17 protein-coding genes are annotated in these 17742 nt (G+C 72.8%); 5 read left to right on the forward strand and 12 right to left on the reverse strand.

Annotated elements, in window-relative coordinates:
• Positions 1-31 precede the first annotated feature (31 nt).
• Positions 32-472 (forward strand): ester cyclase, encoded by a 441-nt coding sequence (locus tag JOD65_RS00875; RefSeq protein WP_191194197.1) that lies wholly within the window; start codon positions 32-34, stop codon positions 470-472.
• A gap of 89 nt (positions 473-561) precedes the next feature.
• Positions 562-1029: a hypothetical protein gene (locus tag JOD65_RS00880; RefSeq protein WP_191194196.1), complete on the forward strand. Its 468-nt coding sequence runs from the start codon at positions 562-564 to the stop codon at positions 1027-1029.
• 9 nt (positions 1030-1038) lie between these two features.
• Here the strand turns inward: JOD65_RS00880 and JOD65_RS00885 are convergent, their stop codons facing one another.
• From JOD65_RS00885 to JOD65_RS00900, 4 genes are all read right to left on the reverse strand, one after another.
• The gene (locus tag JOD65_RS00885) at positions 1039-2148 is read right to left on the reverse strand and encodes a uroporphyrinogen-III synthase (RefSeq protein ID WP_191194195.1); all 1110 of its coding nucleotides are present in this window, start codon (positions 2146-2148) and stop codon (positions 1039-1041) included.
• The gene (gene nirD / locus JOD65_RS00890) at positions 2145-2495 is read right to left on the reverse strand and encodes a nitrite reductase small subunit NirD (RefSeq protein WP_191194194.1); all 351 of its coding nucleotides are present in this window, start codon (positions 2493-2495) and stop codon (positions 2145-2147) included. Before nirD ends, JOD65_RS00885 begins: the two co-directional genes overlap by 4 nt.
• Positions 2492-5086: a nitrite reductase large subunit NirB gene (gene nirB / locus JOD65_RS00895; protein ID WP_191194193.1), complete on the reverse strand. Its 2595-nt coding sequence runs from the start codon at positions 5084-5086 to the stop codon at positions 2492-2494. The genes nirD and nirB overlap by 4 nt, the downstream gene beginning before the upstream one ends.
• Positions 5087-5178: 92 nt before the next feature.
• Positions 5179-5607: an SRPBCC family protein gene (locus tag JOD65_RS00900; protein ID WP_191194192.1), complete on the reverse strand. Its 429-nt coding sequence runs from the start codon at positions 5605-5607 to the stop codon at positions 5179-5181.
• A 100-nt stretch (positions 5608-5707) separates the two neighbouring features.
• Between JOD65_RS00900 and JOD65_RS00905 the strand changes: the two genes are divergently transcribed.
• Positions 5708-7165 (forward strand): phospholipase D-like domain-containing protein, encoded by a 1458-nt coding sequence (locus JOD65_RS00905; protein WP_191194191.1) that lies wholly within the window; start codon positions 5708-5710, stop codon positions 7163-7165.
• Between the two features lie 7 nt (positions 7166-7172).
• On the opposite strand, the gene JOD65_RS00910 is transcribed toward JOD65_RS00905, so the two are convergent.
• From JOD65_RS00910 to JOD65_RS00925, 4 genes are all read right to left on the reverse strand, one after another.
• On the reverse strand, positions 7173-8747 hold the full coding sequence (locus JOD65_RS00910; protein ID WP_191194190.1) for an alpha/beta fold hydrolase: 1575 nt from the start codon (positions 8745-8747) through the stop codon (positions 7173-7175).
• 68 nt (positions 8748-8815) lie between these two features.
• Positions 8816-9730, reverse strand: coding sequence for an NAD-dependent epimerase/dehydratase family protein (locus JOD65_RS00915; RefSeq protein WP_191194189.1), 915 nt, complete (start codon positions 9728-9730; stop codon positions 8816-8818).
• A complete protein-coding gene (locus tag JOD65_RS00920; protein ID WP_191194188.1) occupies positions 9727-10413 on the reverse strand; it encodes a phosphatase PAP2 family protein in 687 nt (228 codons plus the stop codon). The genes JOD65_RS00915 and JOD65_RS00920 overlap by 4 nt, the downstream gene beginning before the upstream one ends.
• A 135-nt stretch (positions 10414-10548) precedes the next feature.
• On the reverse strand, positions 10549-10752 hold the full coding sequence (locus tag JOD65_RS00925) for a cold-shock protein (RefSeq protein WP_191194187.1): 204 nt from the start codon (positions 10750-10752) through the stop codon (positions 10549-10551).
• A 282-nt stretch (positions 10753-11034) separates the two neighbouring features.
• Between JOD65_RS00925 and JOD65_RS00930 the strand changes: the two genes are divergently transcribed.
• Positions 11035-12693 (forward strand): NAD(P)/FAD-dependent oxidoreductase, encoded by a 1659-nt coding sequence (locus JOD65_RS00930; protein WP_191194186.1) that lies wholly within the window; start codon positions 11035-11037, stop codon positions 12691-12693.
• Positions 12690-14081 carry a sensor histidine kinase gene (locus tag JOD65_RS00935; RefSeq protein ID WP_191194185.1) on the forward strand — a complete coding sequence of 464 codons (1392 nt, stop codon included), beginning with the start codon at positions 12690-12692 and terminating at the stop codon, positions 14079-14081. Before JOD65_RS00930 ends, JOD65_RS00935 begins: the two co-directional genes overlap by 4 nt.
• Positions 14082-14088: 7 nt before the next feature.
• Here JOD65_RS00935 and JOD65_RS00940 read toward each other — a convergent pair whose 3' ends face one another.
• The 4 genes from JOD65_RS00940 to JOD65_RS00955 form a co-directional block, all read right to left on the reverse strand.
• The gene (locus tag JOD65_RS00940) at positions 14089-15015 is read right to left on the reverse strand and encodes an anti-sigma factor RsbA family regulatory protein (protein ID WP_191194184.1); all 927 of its coding nucleotides are present in this window, start codon (positions 15013-15015) and stop codon (positions 14089-14091) included.
• On the reverse strand, positions 15012-15875 hold the full coding sequence (locus tag JOD65_RS00945; RefSeq protein WP_191194183.1) for an MEDS and STAS domain-containing protein: 864 nt from the start codon (positions 15873-15875) through the stop codon (positions 15012-15014). The genes JOD65_RS00940 and JOD65_RS00945 overlap by 4 nt, the downstream gene beginning before the upstream one ends.
• A 73-nt stretch (positions 15876-15948) precedes the next feature.
• Positions 15949-16998 (reverse strand): S-adenosylmethionine:tRNA ribosyltransferase-isomerase, encoded by a 1050-nt coding sequence (locus tag JOD65_RS00950; protein ID WP_191194182.1) that lies wholly within the window; start codon positions 16996-16998, stop codon positions 15949-15951.
• Positions 16995-17693 carry an SDR family NAD(P)-dependent oxidoreductase gene (locus JOD65_RS00955; protein WP_191194181.1) on the reverse strand — a complete coding sequence of 233 codons (699 nt, stop codon included), beginning with the start codon at positions 17691-17693 and terminating at the stop codon, positions 16995-16997. Before JOD65_RS00955 ends, JOD65_RS00950 begins: the two co-directional genes overlap by 4 nt.
• Positions 17694-17742 lie beyond the last annotated feature (49 nt).

Below are 17742 nucleotides of genomic sequence, written 5' to 3' on the forward strand. Positions count from 1 at the left end.
CGAGTGAGCTGGCGCCGGAGCGGAGGCTCAGATGGCAGACAACGCAGACCTCGCACGCAGGTTGCACGAAGCATGGAACGAGCGGAACTTCGACGAGATGGCCGAGGCGACAGCCCCGGACGCGACGATCACCATCGTCGGCTCGGGAGACACGTTCGAGGGCATCGAGGGTTCACACGCGTACAACACGATGTGGGCCGACGGCTTCCCGGACGGCAAGGTGACGGTGGACCGGGTGATCGCGTCGGGCGACTACGTGGTGGTCGAGTTCACCGGACGGGGCACCCACACCGGGACCCTGGCGACGAGCATGGGTGACATCCCCGCCACCGGGCGGTCGATGACCCTGCAGCTCTGTGACGTCATGGAGTTCAAGAACGGCAAGGTCCAGAGTCAGAAGACGTACTTCGACACCGGATCCATGATGGCTCAGCTCGGCCTCACGGCCGACCAGATGGCATCCCAGCAGTAGGCACGAAACACGCACGATCGGCGTCGGCTCACCGCCGGGGGGCACACCCCGACACTGGTCAGCTGCGATCGCGCAGGCCGGAGGAGTCGGTGGACGAGAGCCCGTCAGCATCAGACCGGGAGCTCCTCGAGGAGCTGCGGCGTCACCGTGCCGAGCTGCGCGAGTCGATGAGTGCGCTGGAGGACGCCCTGGCGTCGCCGGCCGTCTCCGACCTCTCGCGGTGGACCCAACGTGTCGAGGCCGCCCTGGCCGAGGTCTCGGGCGACTTCCGCGCGCACGTCGACCTCACCGAGGGGCCGAAGGGGCTCTACCTCGAGCTCCTCCAGACCTCGCCGCGACTGGCCGGTGCCGTGGACGGCCTCACGCGGGACCACCTGCTGGTCGGTGGTCAGCTCGACGACCTGCTGACCCGGGTGGCGGGACCGGACGTCGTCGCGGACGTGGACGGCGTACGCAGCTCGGCCACGGCCCTCCTCGGACGACTCGTCCGGCACCGGCAGCGGGGCGCCGACCTTGTCTTCGAGGCGTACGAGTTCGACATCGGCGGCGAGACCTGAGGCGGCGGCTCACCCCACCGCGAGCCGGTAGCCCCGCTTCACCACGGTGAGCACCGCCTTCGTCCCGATGGCCGCTCGCAACCGGGCGACGGCCATCTCGACGGCGTGCTCGGAGCCGGCCTGACCGGACGGCAGCGCGGCCAGCAGCGCGCGGCGGGACACGACATGGCCGGGGTTGACGAGCAGCGACAGGAGGACGGACAGCGGCGCGGGTGACAGCTCGACCGGCACCCCGTCCAGGAGGAGCGAGTCCGTGTGCACGATGAGGGTCCGCCCGTCGGCGAGGCGTACGTCGATCCCGTCCCGTCGCGTCGGGAGCTCGGTCTCCAGCTGCTTGACCATCCCGGCCAGGCGGGAGCGGTCGGGGACGATCGTCGGGACGCCCCACATCTCGAACGCCGCCGCGGTCACCGGGCCGACGCAGGAGGCGACGACGTCGGACTGGAAGGCACTGATCACGTCGTCGCGGCGGCCGACGGAGAAGGCGGCCTCCATCAGCGCGGCGACCGCGGGCGCCGAGGTGAAGGTGACCGCGTCGAGCTCGCGGTCGGCGATCAGGTCGATCAGGTGGAACATCGGCGACGGGTCGTCCGCCGACGCCACCCGGTAGATCGGCACGGTCACCACCGACGCACCCTGCCTGCGGAGCGCGTGGGCGGCCATCGACAGCGACTGGCCGTGCTCCTGCACGACGATGCGCTTGCCGGTCAGGTCGCGGCCACGGAGGTGGGCGAGCACGTCCTCGAAGCACTCCGACTCCGGCGCCCAGAGCTCGCGCAGGCCGTTGGCCCGCAGCACGCCGACGCTCTTCGGGCCGCGGGCCAGGATCTCCGCGGAGCCGAGCGCGGCGACCAGGTCGTCGTACAGCCCGGCGTCGGTGGCCGCCGAGAGCCAGGTCCTCATGCCGATGCCGGTCGTGGCGAGGAACAAGTCGACCGGTCCGAGGATGACCTCCTTGGTCGCGGCCAGCAGCTCGCCGAGGTCGACGTGGTTGGGCTCGAGCGACAGCGCCGCCGCCCACTCGACCGTGGCGCCGCGGCGCTCCAGCAGGGCCACCTGCTCCTCGGCCTTGCGGGCAGCCGTGACCCCGATCCGGAATCCCGAGAGAGGGAGGCTCACGAGACCACCCGGGCCGGCCCGACGTGCACGACGCCGTCGACCACCGTGACGTCGTACGCCGTCACCCGCACCGCCGCGTCGTCGAGGCAGGCGCCGGTGCGGAGGTCGAAGGCCTGCTTGTACATCGGCGAGCTCACCACCGGCGCGTCGCCGCGGGTGCCGACGATGCCGCGCGAGAGCACCGACGCACCGCTGAAGGGGTCGACGTTGGAGAGGGCGAAGACCGACCCGTCGAAGGAGCGGAAGACCGCCACGGCCGCTCCGTCGACCAGGGCGGCGACCCCGCCCTCCAGCGGGATCGCGTCGGCCGCGCAGACCGGGGTCAGGGAGACGGCGACGGTGGTCATGCGGGTGCTCCCACGGGGATGAGGGCCGGAGCGATCGGCTGGATCTGGTCGCGCTCGGTCGTGAAGGCGATGGACGGGTCGGGGGTGTCCGGCGCGTTGACGAACGTCACGAACCGGGCGAGCTTGGCCGGGTCCTCGAGCGTCGCGCGCCACTCGTCCTCGTAGCCGCCGACGTGGCGCGCCATCTCCGACTCCAGCTCCGCGCCGAGGCCGAGCGAGTCGTCGACGACGACGGACCGGACCCGATCGAGCCCGCCGTCGAGCTGGTCGATCCAGGTCGAGGTGCGCTGGAGCCGGTCGGCGGTGCGGACGTAGTACATGAGGAAGCGGTCGAGGTAGGACACCAGCGTCTCGGTCGAGAGGTCGCCCGCGAGCAGCCGCGCGTGGGCCGGCGTCGCACCGCCGTTGCCGCCGACGTAGAGGTTCCACCCCTTCTCCGTCGCGATCACGCCGAAGTCCTTGCCGCGCGCCTCGGCGCACTCGCGGGCGCAGCCGCTGACCCCTCCCTTGAGCTTGTGGGGGCTGCGCAGGCCGCGGTAGCGCAGCTCCAGCGCGATCGCGAGCCCCACCGAGTCCTGCACGCCGAAGCGGCACCAGGTCGACCCGACGCACGACTTCACCGTGCGCAGCGACTTGCCGTAGGCCTGCCCCGACTCGAAGCCCGCGTCGACCAGCCGCCGCCAGATCGCGGGCAGCTGCTCCATCCGGGCGCCGAAGAGGTCGATCCGCTGCCCGCCGGTGATCTTCGTGTAGAGCCCGTAGTCGCGCGCCACCTCGCCGATCACGATGAGCTTGTCGGGCGTGATCTCGCCGCCGGGGATGCGCGGGACGACGGAGTAGGTGCCGTTGCGCTGGATGTTCGCGAGGTAGGCGTCGTTGGTGTCCTGCAGCTCCGCGGTCGCCGGCTCGAGGATGTGGGAGCTGGTCTGGCTGGCCAGGATGCTGGCGATCGCGGGCTTGCAGACGTCGCAGCCACGGCCCGTGCCGTGGGCGGCGACGATGTCGTCGAAGCGCCGGTAGCCGTGCACCGCCACGACGTCGAAGAGCTCCTGCCGGGTGAGCCGGAAGTGCTCGCACAGGCCCTTGTCGACGACCTTGCCGACGCTCGCGAAGTGGTCCTCGATGACGTTCTTCACCGTCGCCACGCACGACCCGCACGTCGAGCCCGCCCGCGTGCACTGCTTGACGTCCGCCACGGTCTCGCAGCCCTGCTCGGTGACCGCGTGGAGGATGTCGGCCTTCGTCACGTCGTTGCACGAGCAGACCTGCGCCTCGTCCGGCATGCCGAGCTGCACGCCGCTGCTGGCGGGCAGGATCAGCTGCTCGGGGTTGTCGGGCAGCGCGAGCCCGCTGCTGACCATCGGCCGGAGCACGCCGTACGCCGACGCGTCGCCCACGAGGATCCCGCCGAGCAGCCGCCGACCGTCGTCACTGACGACGAGCTTCTTGTAGACGCCGGCGACCGCGTCGGCGTACGTCAGCTCGAGCGCGCCGTCGGTCGTCGCGAACGCGTCGCCGAAGCTGGCCACGTCGATGCCGAGGAGCTTGAGCTTGGTGGACATGTCGGCGCCGGTGAAGGTGCCGGGGCCGTCGAGGAGCGCATCGACGACGACCTCGGCCATCGCGTAGCCAGGGGCGACCAGGCCGTACATCGTGCCGCCGGGAGCCGCGCACTCACCGATCGCGAAGACGTGCGGGTCGGCGGTGCGGCACTGCTCGTCGACGAGCACGCCGCCGCGGGGGGCCACCTCGAGGTCGCACTCGCGGGCCAGGACGTCGCGCGGCCTGATGCCGGCGGAGAAGACCACGACCTGGGCGTCGACGACCTCCGTCGGCGCGCCCGCCTCGGTGCCGGCCTGCCGAAGTCGGAGCCCGGTGACCGCCGCCCCGCCCTCGCTGTGGTCTCCGAGGATGGCCTCGGTCACCACGCCGGTGTGCACGGAGACGCCGAGGCGCTCGATGTGCCGCACGAGCGTCGCGCCCGCAGCGCCGTCGAGCTGGACCGGCATGAGCCGCGGCGCCATCTCGACGACGTGGGTGTCGAGGCCGAGCTGGACGAGCGCGTTGGCGGCCTCCAGACCGAGCAGCCCGCCGCCGATCACGACGCCGCTGGTCGCCGCGGCACTGGCCGCCCGGATCGCCTCGAGGTCCTCGATGGTGCGGTAGACGAAGCAACCGTCCTTGCCGCGGCCCTCGACCGGCGGGACGAACGGCGCCGCACCCGTGGCGAGCACCAGCACGTCGTACTCGTGGACGGTGACGGCGCCGGGGTTCGCCAGGAGGTCATCCACGGCCGACGGCGGCGACACGACCGTCACCGTCCGCGCGGCGCGGTCGATCTCGGTCACGACGCTGTCGAGCACCAGCCGCACCCGCGGGTCGTCGTACTCCCCGCCGGGCAGGAGCGACAGGGCGTCCGAGCCGGAGCCGAACCAGCTCGTGAGGGCGACCCGGTCGTAGGCCGCGCGCGGCTCCTCGCCGAAGATCACGACGTCGTGGGTCTCAGTGAGGCCGCGCTCGACGGCGGCCTGGGCGAACCGGTGGCCCACCATGCCGTGCCCGACGACGACGATCCGCTGGCGCTTGGTCATGCCGAGGACGGTAGGAAGTCGATGTTGTGGGCGGCGTCCGCGAATGTTTCGGCCGTGAAAACTGGCTGGCACGACCTCACGCCGCCGCCCGGTCAGCCGGCGCCGTCCTCCGCCGCCCGCGTGAGCGACGCAGCCTCGGTCTCGACGTAGCGCCTCGTCAGCCCCTTCGTCATCAGCCAGCCGACCGGAGCCATGGGGCCCGAGATCGTGACCGCCAGCGTCAGGCGGGTGGCCCCGGCCTGCGGCTCCACCAGGTGGCTGGCCGTGATCGAAACCCCTGGCGACCGCGACTCCCACACGAACGAGCGACCCTCGTCGAGCTCCGTGACCGTCCACACCGCTTCCGGGAGCTTCGGCTGCCGCAGGCGCGTGCGGGAGCCGACCGTCAACGGGCCCTCGTCGAGGCGCTCGACCGAGTCGACGGTCGGGATCCGCTCCGGCCAGCGCTCGACGTCCACCAGCAACCCCCAGACCCGCTCCGGTGGTGCGTCGATCGTCACGGTGTGCTCGAGACCGGGCATGCGCCGAGTCTGCACCCGCGCGCTCCCCCGCGACAGAGGCGCCGCAGGACCTCCACCGCCGCACGGTGACTGAAACGCGAGCTGCTGGGAACCTGAGGGGGTGAGCGAGTGGTTCCTGCCGGAGACGGAGCGCCCCTGGACCTCCGGCAACCTGGTGGTCCCGCGTGTGCACGGCGCCGCCTACTTCGCACGCCTCGTCCAGCTCGTCGAGGCGACCGCGGCCGGCGACCGCATCTTCTTCACCGACTGGCGCGGCGACGCCGACGAGCGGCTAGCCGAGGACGGACCGACGGTCGCCGAGCTGCTCCGTGACGCGGCCGCTCGCGGCGTCGAGGTGCGGGCGCTGATGTGGCGCTCCCACCCGGGCCGGCTCAACGGCGAGGAGAACAGCCACCTCGGCCGGATCATCAACGAGTGCGGCGGCGAGGCGCTGCTGGACGAGCGCGTGCGCAAGGGCGGCTCGCACCACCAGAAGCTCCTCGTCGTACGCCGCAAGGGTCGGCCCGAGGAGGACGTGGCGTTCGTCGGTGGCATCGACCTGTGCCACGGCCGGCGCGACGACGCCGACCATGCGGGCGACCCGCAGGCACCACCGCTCGACGACAGGTACGGCGACGCTCCGCCCTGGCACGACGCGATGGCCGAGATCCGCGGACCGGCGGTGGCGCACGTGCTCGACACCTTCACCGAGCGGTGGGACGACGCGACCCCGCTCGACCACCGCAACCCCTACCGCGCCGTCGCGCACCGCGTCGCGCGGATGCCGCGCCGTCCCGAGCAGCTGCCCGAGCGCTGGGACCCGCCGCCGGAGGCCGGCCGGCACCAGGTGCAGATCCTGCGGACCTACCCCTTCAAGCGACCCCGCTACCCGTTCGCACCCGACGGCGAGCGGTCGATCGCGCGCGCCTACTCACGCGCCTTCAGCAGGGCTCGCAGGCTCGTCTACGTCGAGGACCAGTACTTCTGGTCGGACCTGGTGGCCACCACGCTCGCCGACGCGCTGCGCCGCGAGCCGGCCCTGCAGGTGATCGCGGTGGTGCCGCGCCACCCGGAGGAGGACACCCGCGTCGGCGGCCCGCCGATCCAGCACGGCCAGCGCGTCGCGTGGGAACGGCTCAAGGAGGCCGGCGGCGACCGCTTCATGATGTACGACCTCCACAACGCCGAAGGCACCCCGATCTACGTGCACGCCAAGGTCTGCATCGTCGACGACGAGTGGATGACGATCGGCTCGGACAACCTCAACCTCCGCTCGTGGACGCACGACTCCGAGCTCACCTGCGCGGTGGTCGACCCGGACGGCGAGCTGCCGCGCGAGCTGCGCACCTCGCTGTGGGCCGAGCACCTCGGCCTGCCCGACGACGACCAGCGGCTCGCCGAGCTCGACGACCCGGTCGACCTGTGGACCTCACGCGTCGGCGCTCCCGGGAGCCGGGTCCAGGTGCACGAGCCGCCCCCGCTCCCACGTCGTACGACGCTGTGGGCCAGGCCGGCCTACCGCTACGCCTACGACCCGGACGGAAGGCCGCGGCGGCTGCGCGGGACGACGGACTTCTGAGGGTCCCTCACCGGCTCGTCACCGGCAGGTGGACGACCACGTCCTTCATCCGCATCGCTCCGACCACCCGGCTGCCGAAGCCGACCGACATGTCGGAGACCGGCGCGACGGTCAGGAAGAGCGTCTGCCCGGCGGGCACGTCGACGGCGACCGACGGGAGCTCGACACCACGCCGCGGCTTGTCGATCGCGATGCCGTTCTCGCGGATCGGCAGCATGTTGTTCTGCACGATCCGCGCGTCGAGCGGGCTGGTCCCGACCGACAGTCCGAGGAACGCGCGGTTGTCGAGACCGAGGGCGGTGAGCCGGGCGTCGAGGGTGGGCGACCCGGCGATCGTGAGCGGGCCCTGCGCGATCGGGTAGGCGAGCGGAGCACCGGCGCCGACCGTGGTGACGACCTCGCCGAGCTCGACGGAGGTGGTGGGCGCGACCGCGGGGACGCTGACGCAGCGGTCGCCGGCCGCGGTGGTCAGGTGGTAGCGGCCGAATCCGGTCAGCCCGGTCCGCCTGCCCTGGAGGTTCTGCTGCAGGAACCGGAGGCCGAGGTCGGCGAAGTCCGGGCTGCCCAGCGTCGTCGAGCATGCGTCGGCCGTGGCCAGCGGGATGTCGAGGTTGGTCCCGGCCGGCAGCACGGCCGGCAGGGTGTGCCCGCCGTTGTAGCCGACGAAGATGCTCCTCGAGCGCGCCTTGTCGGTGAGCACCCGGCCGAAGTTCTTCAGCCCCTGGTCGAGGGGGAACAGGTTGTCGGTCGCGCCCTGGCCGAAGAGCACCGGCACGTCGAGCCGACGACCCTGCCGCAGGTGCCACTCGGGGCCGTTGCGGTCGAGGAAGTCGTGGAGGTACGTCGGCACGTTGCCCGTCGCTGTCGCCTCGACGAAGCCCTGCACCACCCGCGGCGGGAGGGCGTCGGTCGGTAGCGCGGCCGCGGTCAGCGCCGCCGCCCACTCCGTGCGCGGCACGCCCTGCGGGAACAGGCTCTCGGTCAGGCTGAACCAGGTGATCTCGGGGACCAGCGCGTCGAAGCGGGTCGCCCCGCGGTCACGGATCTCGCTGAGCGCCCCGACGAACTGGTAGCCGCCGCCGTAGGACCCACCGATCGCGCCGAGCACCGGGTCGCCCGGGCCCTGCGTCTTCACCCACGGCTGGGCAGCGACGAGGTCGACGATCGCCTGGACGTCCCTGCCCTCCACGTCGGGGTTCTCGATGTGGGCCCTGCCGCCGCTCTCGCCGAAGCCTCGCTGGTCGAAGCTCAGCACGCCGAACCCGGAGTCCGTCAGGTAGGCGAACGCCGCGGGATCCGTCGTACGACTCCCGCCCCAGCCGTGGCTGTGCAGCACCATCGGCACCGGACTGTCCTTCGTCGCACCCGCCGGCCGGAAGAGCGTGAAGCAGATGTCGACCGGTGCAGTGGTGCCCGGGTCCGGGACGCTCTGCAGGCAGCCGTCGGTCGCGGTGACCGTGTCTGCCGCAGCGGCCGGCGCACCGACGAGCGGCGCGGCCGCGGCCGCGAGCAGGCCGGCGACGACGGCGGCCAGGAACCGGGGAAGGAGTCGGGCGGTGGGTCGGTGCAGCAGCGTGGGCATGGCATCTCTCCTGCGACGGGGGTCACAGGCACCAACGAGCAGGCGGTCGGCGGGCTACGCCGGGGCGTTCATCCCCGCAGGCCGGCCTTCAGCTCCTTCAGCGCCGTGGCGAGGTGGACGCGCGGCGCCCAGCCCCAGCGCCGGGCGCGCTCGGCGACGATCTGCCCGCCCCACGCCGGCCCCTCGTCCCAGGTCGGCTCGACGCCGAGCGCCTCGGTGACGGCGCCCAGGTAGTCGCGCTGCGTGGCGGGGCCGCCGGCGACGTTGACCGGCGTGCAGCCGCCCTCGACCGGACCCGCTTCCGGGTCGGCAGCCGTCGCGATGGCACCGGTGGCGAGGTCGGCGGCGATGCTCGCCAGGTCGTCGACGTGCACCCACGCGAAGGTCTGGTCGGGGTTGGCGTGCCGCTCGCCCTCGTCGTCCCTCATCTGCGCGGGGCGGACGGTGTTCCACACCGAGGTGTCGCCGGGGCCGAGGATGGCCGGCGGACGCAGCAGCACCCGGGTCGTGCCCTCCATCCGCGCCAGCGCGGCATCGACGTCGCGCTTCACCACGCCGTAGGCCGACGAGTCGTCCGGCACGAGAGCGGCGGACTCGTCGACGTCGCCGACCTCCGGGCTGCGGTCGTAGACGCCGGCGGTCGAGACGTGCACGAGCAGGGGGACGCCGGCGTCGACCGCCGCCTCGGCGATGGCCACGGTGCCGTCGAGCCCGACCCGGCGCTGGTCGTCGCGTCCGCTGCCCAGCGGGTGGACGGTGGTGACGAGGGCGTCGGCGCCGGCCACCACCGTCGCCGCGAACGCCGGGTCGGCGAAGTCGCCGACGTGCTCCTCGACGCCGGGGTGCTGCGGCGCGGTGCCCACCCGGCGTACGACGGCGCGCACGGTCGCCCCGCGGTCGCCCAACGCGGACACGACGCGGCTGCCCACGAGTCCGTTGGCACCGGTCACGACGATGATCGCAGAGGTCGGCAAGGAGGTCATGTCTCCACCATGACAGCGCGGTCCTGACGCTCCTCTCGCGCCTCCCCCGGGAGGAGCACGCGGGCCACCACCAGGAGCCAGACGGTGGCGGCGACCAGGCTGGTGATCACGTCGGTCGGGTGGTGGGCGCCCTGGTAGAGCCGCGAGGGGGCGACGACCAGCGGTGCGAGGAGCAGTGGCCAGACCCAGGCACGCCAGCGTGGTGCGACCGCGGACACCCACAGCACGATCCCGCCGTAGACGACGATCGAGGTGGCCATGTGACCGGACGGGAAGCTGTGGTCGGGCACCAGCCCGGGGTCGAGGATCTCCACCGGCGGGCGGTCGCGCGGGACCAGGTGGGTGACGACGACGTAGAGGGCGAGGTACCCCCCGACGAGCACGGTGAAGTAGACGAGCGGGCGCCACGAGCGCTGCCACCACGAGCCGGCGAGGCCGACCGCCACCGCCAGTCCCACCCCGACGATGGTGTCGGCGATCGCGCTGCCTGCGGCCGCGGCCGTGTCGAGGCCGGGCGTGCGGCGCTCCTCGAGCCAGCGCACGACGCCGTCGTCCCAGGGATCGACCACCGAGGCCAACGGTCCGGTGAGCAGCCAACCCGTGGCCAGGACGCCGAGGACGAGGACGACCCAGACGAGGGCCAGGGTGCGCGCGGCTTCGCGCCGCTCAGTCGACGAGCTCACGCCGCAGAGCCTGCCCCAGATCGGGGGCGACGTCGTCCACCCCGAAGGACGATCACCACGAGAGGTGCCGACCGGGCAGGCGCCGGACGCGCGAGGAGCCCCGACCGCAGGGCGGTCGGGGCTCCTCGGGGTGCGTCAGACGACCTTGACGTTCTCGGCCTGCGGGCCCTTGGGGCCCTGCGTCACGTCGAACTCGACCTTCTGGTTCTCGTCGAGCGACTTGAAGCCGCCGGACTGGATCGCGGAGAAGTGCACGAAGACGTCCTCGCCGCCGCCGTCCTGCGCGATGAAGCCGAAGCCCTTGTCAGCGTTGAACCACTTGACGGTGCCCTGAGCCATGATCTGTTCCTTTGTTCTCTGCCGGCGACGAGGTGCCGCCGAGCCGCTGAAGACATCCATCCGTGCTGATTGTCCAGCGAACCGAAAACCAGGGAAAACGAGATACGGGCCGCGCATGGTGCGCGGCCTGGGCGACGTGGAGCCGTCCCTTCAACAGGACGATCCTACGCCACCGGCCGCGAATGTCAGCCCTCGGCGACGTCGTGAGCTGGTCTTGACCACCTGTGTGCGGCGCCACGGCGGCAGTAGCGTCCGGGGACGGCAACGAACGGGGAGGTGCCGATGGCGAAGCCCGCCATCCTCGCGGTCGACGACGACGCGGCCGTGGTGGCCGCCGTCGTGCGCGACCTCCGCCAGCGCTACGGCCAGGACTACCGGGTCCTGCGGGCCACGTCGGGGCAGGAGGCGCTCGAGATCCTCGCCGACCAGCTGCTGAAGGACCGACCGGTTGCCGCCGTCGTCTCCGACCAGCGGATGCCGGGGATGACGGGCATCGAGGTGCTGCGGGAGGTGCGGCAGCAGTCCCCCGACTCCAAGCTGCTGCTCCTGACGGCGTACGCCGACACCGACGTGGCGATCCGCGCGATCAACGACATCGCGCTCGACTACTACCTGATGAAGCCGTGGGACCCGCCCGAGGACCGGCTCTACCCGGTGCTCGACGAGCTGCTCCGCGACTGGGCCAACGCCCACCCCGACCGCGACTCCGAGGTTCGTGTCGTCGGGCACCGGTGGTCCGAGCGGACCGTGGACGTCAAGACCTTCCTCACCCACAACCACGTGCCCTACCGCTGGCTCGAGGTCGGTGACGCCGGGTCCGCGGACGAGGCGACCCGGCTGCTCGAGCTGGCGAAGGCGGGCGCCGACGACCTTCCCGTCGTCGCGCTGCCCGACGGTGCGGCGCTGCGCTCCCCCACCATGGTCGAGCTCGCCGGTGCGCTCGGGCTGCGCACGCGCGCGGAGCGGCCCCTCTACGACCTCTGCATCGTCGGTGCCGGCCCCGCCGGCCTCGCCGCAGCGGTGTACGCCGCCAGCGAGGGGCTCGCGACCGTGGTCGTCGAGCGCGACGCACCCGGCGGGCAGGCGGGACAGAGCGCGTCCATCGAGAACTACCTCGGCTTCCCCAACGGTCTGTCCGGGGCGGACCTCACCCACCGGGCGGTCGCCCAGGCGAGGCGATTCGGCGCCGAGATGGTGCTGGCGCGCGACGTCGTCGGGTTCGAGACGCGCGGCCCGGTGCGCGCCGTGCTCCTGGACGGCTCGGCGGACATCGAGGCCCGGGCCGTGCTGGTCGCCAGCGGCGTGTCCTACCGACGCCTGGGAGCACCCGGGCTGGACGAGGTCGTCGGGCGCGGGCTCTACTACGGCGCCAGCGCGAGCGAGGCGGTGCAGACGGCCGGAGAGGACGTCTACGTCGTGGGTGCGGCCAACTCCGCCGGGCAGGCAGCGCTGAACTTCGCCCGCTACGCGGCGCGGGTCGTGCTGGTGGTGCGCAGCGACTCCCTCGAGACATCCATGTCGCAGTACCTCGTCGGCCGGATCCTGGCCGCGCCCACGATCGAGGTGCGGCTGCAGACCGAGGTCGTCGGAGCCCGCGGCGACGGGCACCTCGAGGCGATCACGCTGTGCGACCGCGCCGCGGGACGCGTCGAGGAGGTCGAGACCGGGTGGGTGTTCGTCTTCATCGGGGCGGCTCCGCGCACCGACTGGCTGGGCGACGTCGTCTCCCGCGACGACCGGGGCTTCGTGCTGACCGGACCCGACCTCCCGGCCGACGACGATTGGCCGCTGGAGCGCGGCCCCTTCGCGCTGGAGACCAGCGTGCCCGGCGTGTTCGCCGCCGGCGACGTGCGCCGCGACTCGATGAAGCGGGTCGCGTCGGCCGTCGGCGAGGGGGCGATGTCGGTCTACCTCGTCCACCGTTACCTGGCCACGACATGACGCTGGCCGACGAGCTGCGTGCCGTCCCGATCCTCGCGGGCTTCACCGACGCGCAGGTGACGCAGCTGGCAGCGGCGGGCACGGAGGAGACGTACGAGCCGGGGGCGCACCTCTTCGACGAGGGCCGCCCGGCCGACGACTGGTGGGTGCTCCTGTCCGGTCGCATCGACCTCGTGCGCCGCATCGGCCACGAGGAGGCGGTGATGGCGACCATGGAGACCGCCGGGCAGTGGGCCGGGGGCTTCCGTGCGTGGGACGAGCACGGCATCTACATGGGGTCGGCGCGGGTGGTCGAGCCGACGCGCGTCTTCCGACTGACGGCACCCGAGCTGGCACGCGTCGGTGAGGACTGGTTCCCCTTCGCCGTCCACCTGCTGCGCGGCCTCATAGGCACGGCCCGACGCATCGAGCACAACGCCCGCCAGCGCGAGGCGCTCGTCGCGCTGGGCACCCTGGCGGCCGGTCTCGCCCACGAGATCAACAACCCGGCCTCAGCGGCCGTCCGGTCCGTCGGCGCGCTCCAGCAGTCGAGCGACGACACGTTCGCCTCGCTCCAGCAGCTCGCGGGCGAGGGGATCTCGGCGTCCCAGTTCGTCGCTCTCGACGAGCTGCGCCGCTCGATCGACGTCGCGTCCGCGCCCACCGGGGTCGCCCTCGCCGACCTCGAGGAGTCGCTCCTCGACTGGCTCGGCGAGCACGCCGTCGACCGCGACTGGGTGATCGCCCCGGCGCTGGCAGCGGCGGGCGTCTCGCCGGCGTGGCTCGACCGCGTGGCGTCGGCCCTGCCGGGCACCGCCCTCCAGGCCGGCCTCGAGTGGGTGGCGAGCTCTGTGACGACCGCGGTGCTCATCGCGGAGGCGCAGGACGCCACCCGGCGCATCTCCGACCTCGTCTCCGCCGTGAAGTCCTACTCCCAGCTCGACCGCGCCGCCGTCCAGGACGTCCGCGTCGTCGACGGCCTGGAGAGCACCCTGATCATGCTCGGCCACAAGCTGCGCGGCGGTGTCACGGTCGTGCGCGACTACGACGACTCCGTGCCGGCCGTCACGGCGAACCCCGGTGAGCTCAACCAGGTGTGGACCAACCTCATCGACAACGCGGTCGACGCGATGGACGGCTCCGGCACCCTCACCCTGCGGACCCACGCGGACGAGCGCCACGTCGTGGTCGAGGTCTGCGACACCGGGGCGGGCATGACCGACGAGGTCGCCGCCCACGCCTTCGAGCCGTTCTTCACGACCAAGGAGGTCGGCAAGGGGACGGGCCTCGGCCTCGACATCTCGCGGCGGATCGTCGTCGAGCGGCACGGCGGGGCGATCGACGTCCGGTCGGAGCCGGGGCACACGGTCGTGGCGGTGCGACTCCCGCGACACGCACCCTCGGGCTGAGGCCGGGTCAGCCGGGCATCCGCGCGTGCAGCCGCACGTGCGTGCCGGTGCGGTCGGTGCCGACGTCGACGGCCGCGACGAGCTGTCGCGCCAGCCACAGCCCGTAGCCGTGCTCGGACGGCTCGGCGGGTGGTAGGACGCCCGCGAGGGGGTCGACGGGCAGGCGGCCGCCGTCCTGGACGTGGCACACCCACATGTCGGCCTCCTCGTAGAGGTGGACGAGGGCGGGCGGCGAGCCGTGCAGGAGGGCGTTGGTGAGCACCTCGGTGAGCGCGAGCTCGACGTCGGCGGCCAGGTCCGGGTCGAGTCCGATCTCAGCGCCGCGCGCGCGGACCAGCCGGCGGGTCGCCGCGAGGTCGGAGTGGCGGGAGCACTCGAGGGTGGTGGCCCCCGGGGGCGGCGGCGCCACGTCCGACAGGCCGGCCAGGACGGCCATCGGATCCGCGAAGGCGGGGTTCGGGGCCACGCTCCCCTCGACCCGCAGGCCGTTGTGGGCGTGCCGTGCGATGTCGAGGAGGTCCGACGGCAGCCGGCCCGCGTCGTAGGGGCACAGGAGGTCGACCGCCGCCTCGGCGAAGACCACGTTGATCGCGGACTCGAGCCGGCGGTAGTCGACGAGCTCGGCAGGCGAGCGTGTCTCCAGGGTCTGCTCGGCGATCACGCAGGAGCGGACCTCCGGCGCCTCGGCCGCGAAGTCGAGGAGGACGCGGTAGGCCCTCCACTGCGGCTCGTAGGCGATGTCGTCCTCGACGAACGTGACCTCGGCCGCGTCGCGACCGAGCTCGGACTGCAGCAGCTCCAGACGCGACGGCGGCGCCATGACCAGGGCGCGGTGCCCCTGCTCGAGGCCGTCGCGCACGAAGCTCCCGGCCTCCGACGCGTAGTGACGGTCGCTGTCGTAGAGGAGGCTCGTGTGCGTGGCTGGCATGGTCATGGCTCGAGCCTCAATCTTTCGTGCCCGAGACCGGTGGCGTCAAGGATGCGGCGTACGACGGCCGGCACGCGCGCCAGCACGAGCTGGCCTCCCTCGGGGAGGGCGGCGGCGATGGAGCGGAGGCGGGCGACCGTGCCCGCATCGGCGAACGTCACGCCCTCCAGGTCGACGCGCAGCCTCGGTGTCACCGCGGCACGCGAGAGCACCAGCCGATGGAGGAGCCGGCGGTTGGTCACGTCCACCTCTCCCGTGACGCGCACGCCCCACGGCTCGTCCACCGCGAGGAACGTGGCGATGGGGGAGACCTCGAACGCGGGGGCCAGGCCGTCGTGCTCGCGCGCGATCGTCGCTGTCTCGCCGGACTCGAGCCGGCTCGTGTCGTAGAGGCAGACCGAGCTGACCTGCAGCTCGCGCTGGAGGCGCGTGGACATCCGCTCCCAGGCCGCCACGTCGTCCACGGAGCCCAGCAGCGCGGCGAGGTCGTCCATCCGGGCGGCGACGCGGAGGCGGGGGAACCCGCGCTTCTGCGCCTGCTGTGCCGCGAGCCGGAAGCCGTCGGCGACCGTGTCGAGGTGCTCGGGCCGCGACGATCCGTAGGCGTCCTCGAACGAGCTGGTCAGGAGCTGGCCGGTGGCGAGGGCGTGCCCTGTGTCGAGGTGCTCCGACAGGCTCCGGACGAGGCCGTCGACCTGGTCCTCGGAGGCGACGTAGAGAAGCTGGTCGCCAGCGGCGAGGCCCTGCCCGACGAAGGTCGCGGCGACCCGGCCGAGCGTGGTCGCGTCGGGTTCGAGCGCGCACAGGTGCGTCCCCGGCTCGAGCGAACCGAGGTCGGCAGACGCGCGGTGTGACCCGAGAATCATTGGCCCAATGTAGGACCACGAAGCGGTGCGGAACCCGCAGTTTCGTCGGAATATTGGCGTGGCGGCCCCGCGCTCACCTGCGCAGCAGCAACGCCGAGTCGCCGAACTCGTGCCAGAGGTAGCCCTCGGCGACCGCAGCGTCGTACGCCGCCTGCGTGAGGCGCGCGCCCGCGACGGCCTCGACGAGCAGGAGGTGCGACGCCATCGGGTCGTGCCAGCCGGTGACGAGGCCGTCCACGACCCGGGGTGGGGCGGCAGGCGTGACGACCCGGTCCGTCCATCCGCGACCTGCGACCACGGTCGACCCGCGCACGGTGGACTCGACCGCGCGGGTCGCCGTGGTCCCGACGGCGACGACGCGCCCGCCGTTGGCCCGCGCCTGGTTGATGACGCGCGCGGTCGTGGGCGTGACCTCGAACCACTCCGGGCCGGGCGCCTCTCCGACTTCCTGCGACGACACCCCGGTGTGCAGCGTGACGGGCGCGACCTGGACGCCCGCGGTGACCAGCCGGGTGACGAGCTCGTGGGTGAACGGCCGCGCGGCCGACGCCATCTCGGCGCTGCCGGGCCGCGTCCCGAACACGGTCTGGTAGTCCTCGAGCGGGTAGCGATGGTCGAGGTAGCCGTAGGCGATGGGGCGGCCGTTCCAGGCGAGCTGCCGGTCCAGGTCGCCGCGCACCGACGCGCGCCAGAGCCGGTTGCCGGTGCCCGTCGGGGACGACGCCGCGCCGGGCCACGGCTCGCGGAGGACCAGGCGTACGTCGCCGATACGCACCACCTCGCCGGTGCTCGCGGTCAGGAGCGCCCGGGCCGCGTCGGGCGCGGTCCGCATCTCGACGACGGCGTCGCCGTCGTCGAGGCGGTGCGCGACGTGGACCACGACCGGGCGCCCGTCGAGGTCGGCGTCGACCTCGGCAGCGACCGTGGCCGACGTGTTGACGACCAGCACGTCGCCCGCGCGCAGGTGGTCGGGCAGGTCGCGGAAGCGTCCGTGCGACAGGCCGTCCGGTGTCGCCACCAGCAGGCGCACCTCGTCACGCGCGAGGCCGCGGTCCTCGGCCGGCTGCGGGGCGAAGGCCGATGGTGAGAAGCGGGTGTGCGGCGTCTCGTGCAGGAGCGTCATCCCAGGACTCCTCCGAGGTCGGCAGCGGCGTACCGACCCGACTCCGGCCGCGCCTCCACCAGCGCGAGGAGGCGCGGTACGACGGTCTCCGGCAGCGGCCGGTCCGAGATGTCCTCGCCGGGGAAGGCGTCCTGGTGCATCGCCGTCCGCATGTCGCCGGGGTCGACGGCGTAGGCCCGCAGGCCGGTCTCGGCGGCGTAGGTCAGGGTCACGTGGTCGAGCGCCGCCTTGCTGGCGCCGTAGAGCCCCCACGTCTCGTAGTGCTGGACCGCCGCGTCCGAGCTGATCGACAGCAGCACGCCGTCCGCCTCGCGCAGCCACGGCAGGAGCGCCGACGTGAGGACCAGCGGGCCGCCGATGTTGGTCCGCCAGACGTGCATGAGGTCGGGGATGTCGACCTCGGCCAGCGGGCGCATCGGCAGCGGGCCCAGGGTGCTGGCGTTGTGGACCAGGAGGTCGAGCCGACCGTGGCGCTCCACCTCCGTCCGGAGGCGGTCGCGGTGGTCGGCGTCGGTGAGGTCGCCGACGACCACCGTCACCGCCTCGGGGAGCGCTGCACCCTTGAACTTCTCCTCGCTGCGCCCGTCCGTGATCACCTGCCAGCCCTGCCTCGCCAGCCCGGCGCTCAGCGCCAGCCCCAGCCCGGTCGATCCCCCGGTGACCAGTGCCACCATTCCCGTCGTCTTCGTCGTCATGGCACCATGGTTCAAGTTAAAGTGAACTTGAGTTCAAGGGGTGAGCACG

It is taken from the genome of Nocardioides cavernae (genome assembly GCF_016907475.1).
GTDB lineage: Bacteria > Actinomycetota > Actinomycetes > Propionibacteriales > Nocardioidaceae > Nocardioides > Nocardioides cavernae.

Bases quoted from the DNA above. Each gene is read 5' to 3' on its own strand.
- JOD65_RS00875 (WP_191194197.1), top strand. From the start codon at position 32: ATGGCAGACAACGCAGACCTCGCACGCAGGTTGCACGAAGCATGGAAC.
- nirD (WP_191194194.1), bottom strand. From the start codon at position 2,495: ATGACCACCGTCGCCGTCTCCCTGACCCCGGTCTGCGCGGCCGACGCG.
- nirB (WP_191194193.1), bottom strand. From the start codon at position 5,086: ATGACCAAGCGCCAGCGGATCGTCGTCGTCGGGCACGGCATGGTGGGC.
- JOD65_RS00900 (WP_191194192.1), bottom strand. From the start codon at position 5,607: ATGCCCGGTCTCGAGCACACCGTGACGATCGACGCACCACCGGAGCGG.
- JOD65_RS00910 (WP_191194190.1), bottom strand. From the start codon at position 8,747: ATGCCCACGCTGCTGCACCGACCCACCGCCCGACTCCTTCCCCGGTTC.
- JOD65_RS00915 (WP_191194189.1), bottom strand. From the start codon at position 9,730: ATGACCTCCTTGCCGACCTCTGCGATCATCGTCGTGACCGGTGCCAAC.
- JOD65_RS00925 (WP_191194187.1), bottom strand. From the start codon at position 10,752: ATGGCTCAGGGCACCGTCAAGTGGTTCAACGCTGACAAGGGCTTCGGC.
- JOD65_RS00930 (WP_191194186.1), top strand. From the start codon at position 11,035: ATGGCGAAGCCCGCCATCCTCGCGGTCGACGACGACGCGGCCGTGGTG.
- JOD65_RS00935 (WP_191194185.1), top strand. From the start codon at position 12,690: ATGACGCTGGCCGACGAGCTGCGTGCCGTCCCGATCCTCGCGGGCTTC.
- JOD65_RS00940 (WP_191194184.1), bottom strand. From the start codon at position 15,015: ATGACCATGCCAGCCACGCACACGAGCCTCCTCTACGACAGCGACCGT.
- JOD65_RS00945 (WP_191194183.1), bottom strand. From the start codon at position 15,875: ATGATTCTCGGGTCACACCGCGCGTCTGCCGACCTCGGTTCGCTCGAG.
- JOD65_RS00950 (WP_191194182.1), bottom strand. From the start codon at position 16,998: ATGACGCTCCTGCACGAGACGCCGCACACCCGCTTCTCACCATCGGCC.
- JOD65_RS00955 (WP_191194181.1), bottom strand. From the start codon at position 17,693: ATGACGACGAAGACGACGGGAATGGTGGCACTGGTCACCGGGGGATCG.